Annotated in this window: 1 protein-coding gene; it reads right to left on the bottom strand. The window is 68.3% G+C overall.

The genetic code is table 11. The annotated features are described in order from the left end of the window. Positions 1–4055 (bottom strand): type I polyketide synthase (locus ACFVFH_RS35670; RefSeq protein WP_383777094.1); only part of this gene is annotated, 4055 nt, incomplete at its 3' end. Positions 4056–4106: the final 51 nt, after the last annotated feature.

Below are 4106 nucleotides of genomic sequence, written 5' to 3'. Positions count from 1 at the left end.
CCAGGCAAACCCTCAGCACGACGGGACTGGGCAAGAGCATCCAGGAACACGTTCGCCGCAGCGTAATTCGCCTGACCCGCGTTCCCGAAAACACCCGCAGCCGACGAGAACACCACAAACGCCGACAGATCCACACCACGGGTCAGCTCGTGCAGGTTCCACGCCGCATCCACCTTCGGACGCAACACCCCGTCCAGGCGAGACGCGTCCAGAGACTCCAGCACACCATCATCCAGCACACCCGCCGCATGGATCACGGCCGTCAGCCGACGCCCGTCCAGGGCCTGCGCCAACGCGTCACGGTCAGCCACGTCGCACGCGACACTCTCGACGCCCGCGCCCAGGCCGACCAGCTCCGCCTCCAGCCGGTCCATACCCTCGGCCGCCGGACCACGCCGACTGACCAGCACCAACTCCCGCACACCATGCACCGACACCAGATGCCGGGCCACGAGACCGCCCAGCGCTCCGGACGCCCCGGTGACCAGCACCGGACCCTCCCCGAACGCCGGAACACCGGAGATACCTGCCTGCGCACGGGTCAGACGCGGGACACGAACCGACCCGTCCCGCACCGCCCACTGCGGCTCGCCGCATCCCAGTCCGGCAGCCAGCTCCTCCGCACCCGCGCCCACCGGGAGATCCGCCAGAACGAACCGCCCCGGATACTCCGACTGAGCCGCACGCACCAAACCCCACACCGGAGCAACCCGCACATCCACCAACTCACCACCCAGCACACCCACACCGCCGCGCGTCACCACGACCAACCGCGAATCCGCCAACCGCTCCTCGGCAACCCACCGCTGCACCAGACCAAGTACGTCGGTCAGCCCGCCCCGCACCGCATCCGGAACCGAACCACCCCCAACCGGCACACACTCCACAACAACCGTGCCCGGCACAACCGAACCAGAAGCCGCAAGCAGCCCATCCACATCCGCGAACACCCGGCCACCCTCGGCCAGAAGCCCACCGCCGGCACCCAGCACCGCCCACGAACCGGCCTCCACCGAGCCACCACCGACCGCGGAAACCCACTCCACCCCGAACAGGGAATCGGCATCGTCCCGGACCGCCAACTGCTCCGGACTCACCTCACGCAGTACCAGCGACTCCACCGACGCGACCGGCAACCCGGACTCGTCGAACAGGTCCACGGTCACGCCCCCGCGTCCGTCCGGTGTGATCCGCACCCGCAGCGCCCTGGCACCCACGGCGTGCAGGGCCACCCCCGACCACGCGAACGGCACCATCGTGCCCGAACCCTCCCCAGCAGAGGCAAAGCTCATCGCATGCAGAGCGGCATCCAGCAGCGCCGGGTGCAGCCCGAACGCATCAGCCACGTCTCCGGCCTCCTCCGGCAGCGCGACCTCGGCGAACACCTCGTCACCGCGCCGCCAGACCCGACGCAGACCCTGGAAAACAGGTCCGTAGTCGAAACCCCGGCCAGACAATGCCTCGTAGAAGTCACCCACGCCGACCACTCCGGCATCCTGCGGGGGCCAGACCTCGTCAAATGCGACCGGGACAATGTCCGCGTCGGCCTCGTTGAGGAAGCCGTCCGCGTGTGTGGTCCACTCGCCGGCCCCGGCACCGACCAGGTCATGAGGACGTGAGTGGATCTCGACCGTACGACGGCCTTCTGCATCCGCCTCCCCGACCGACACCTGAAGCTGCACCGCACCAGCCTCCGAAAGGACCAGCGGCGCCTGGAGCGTCAGCTCCTCCAGCCGACCGCAGCCGACCTCGTCCCCGGCCCGCAACGCCAGTTCCACCAGTGCAGCCCCCGGCACCACAACGGTGCCGTAGACCGCGTGATCCGCCAGCCACCCCTGGGAAGCGACCGACACCCGACCCGAGAACACCATCCGATCCGACCCGGCCAACTCCACCGCAGCCCCCAGCAACGGATGCCCCGTCGCACTCAGACCCACAGCCGCAACATCACCGGCCCCGGCCGGGGCATCCAGCCAGTACCGCTCATGCTGGAAGGCATACGTCGGCAACTCCACCCGCCGACCACCCGCAAGCACCGCCGACCAATCGACCGAACCACCCCGCGCGAAGAAACCACCAGCCGCCTCGACAACCGCCCGCACCTCGGGCACCCGCCGCCGCAGCACCGCAACAGCATCCACCTCAAGCGTCTGCTCAACCAGCCCGGTCAGTACGGCATCCGGGCCCACCTCCACGAACCGCCGAACACCCAGCCCGTGCAGGGCCTGCAACGCGTCGGCGAACCGTACCGCCTCCCGTACATGCCGCACCCAGTACTCCGGCGCGGCGATCTCCGCGCCCACCACCGTGCCGGTCACCGCCGACACGAACGGAACCGACGGCTCACGGAAGGAAAGACCTTCCACGAGCGTACGGAAGTCCTCCAGGACCGGTTCCATCAGCGGCGAGTGGAACGCATGACTCACAGCAAGCCGCTTCACCCGACGGCCCCTGGCCTCCAGGACGGCGGCCACTGCCTCGACCTCGGCGCCGGCGCCGGATACCACTACGGCCTCGGGCCCGTTCACCGCGGCAACACCCACCCGGTCCTCTACTCCCTCCAGCAGGGGCAGTACCTCTGTTTCGGATGCCTGCACGGCCACCATCAGCCCACCAGCGGGCAACGCCTGCATCAACCGGCCCCGAGCCGCCACCAGCACACACGCATCCGCCAGCGACAACACCCCACTCACATGAGCAGCAGCGATCTCACCGATCGAATGCCCCGCCACCACATCCGGCACAACCCCCCACGACTCCAACAACCGGAACAACCCCACCTCCACCGCGAACAACGCCGGCTGAGCAAACTCCGTCCGCGACAACACCTCCCCGTCCCCACCCCACATCACCTCACGCAAACCACGCGACAACACCCCATCCAGCTCCGCACACACCTCATCCAGCACACCCCGGAACACCGGGAACACCTCATACAGCTCCCGCCCCATACCCAACCGCTGAGCACCCTGACCCGTGAACAAGAAAGCGGACATGCCCTCCACCACAGGCCCGCCAAAAGACAACTCACCCAAACCCGCCACAAGCTCGTCTCGCTCACCACCCACAACGACCGCCCGGTGCTCCAGCGCCCCACGCGTCGTCGCGAGAGAGAACGCCACATCCACCGGCCGCAGCTCAGACCGCCCCGCAACAAACGACCCCAGCCGCGCGGCCTGCGCCCGCAGAGCTTCCTCCGACCTGGCGCTGATCAACCACGGGACCACCGGCAGAGAAGACTCCACCGCACCCTCATCGGCGGAGCGTGCCGGAGCCTCCTCCAGAATCACGTGCGCGTTGGTGCCGCTGAACCCGAACGACGACACCCCGGCCCGCCGCGCCCCGCCCGACTCGGGCCAGTCAATCTGCTCACCGAGCAGACGCACCTCGCCCGCCGACCAGTCGATATGCGGCGACGGCTCCTCCACGTGCAGCGTGCGCGGAAGCACACCCGCCCGCAACGCCATCACCATCTTGATGATCCCGCCCACACCCGCCGCCGCCTGCGTGTGCCCGATGTTCGACTTCAACGACCCCAACCACAAAGGCCGCTCGCCGCTGCGGTTCTGCCCATAGGCCGCCTGGAGCGCCTGCACCTCGATCGGATCACCCAACGACGTCCCCGTGCCATGCCCCTCCACCACATCGACATCAGCAGGAGTGAGGCCGGCAGAAGCAAGCGCCTGCTTGATGACACGCTGCTGCGACGGCCCATTGGGCGCCGTGAGGCCGTTGGACGCACCGTCCTGATTGACCGCACTGCCCCGCACCACCGCAAGAACCGGATGCCCCAGACGCCGGGCGTCGGACAACCGCTCCACCAACAGCATCCCCACACCCTCGGCCCAGCCGGTACCGTCCGCACCCGACCCGAACGCCTTGCAACGCCCGTCGGGCGAGAGTCCACGCTGACGGCTGAAATTCACGAATGCGCCCGGTGTCGCCATCACCGTCACCCCACCCGCGAGCGCCATCTCACACTCACCCGCACGCAATGCTTGGACGGCGAGGTGCAGCGCCACCAACGACGACGAACACGCCGTATCCACACTCACCGAAGGACCCTCAAGCCCAAACGTGTAAGAAAGACGACCCGCAATCACACT

Source organism: Streptomyces sp. NPDC057697 (genome assembly GCF_042799335.1).
In the GTDB taxonomy this organism is placed as follows: Bacteria; Actinomycetota; Actinomycetes; order Streptomycetales; family Streptomycetaceae; genus Streptomyces.
This window is presented reverse-complemented; position numbering and strand designations above follow the sequence as displayed.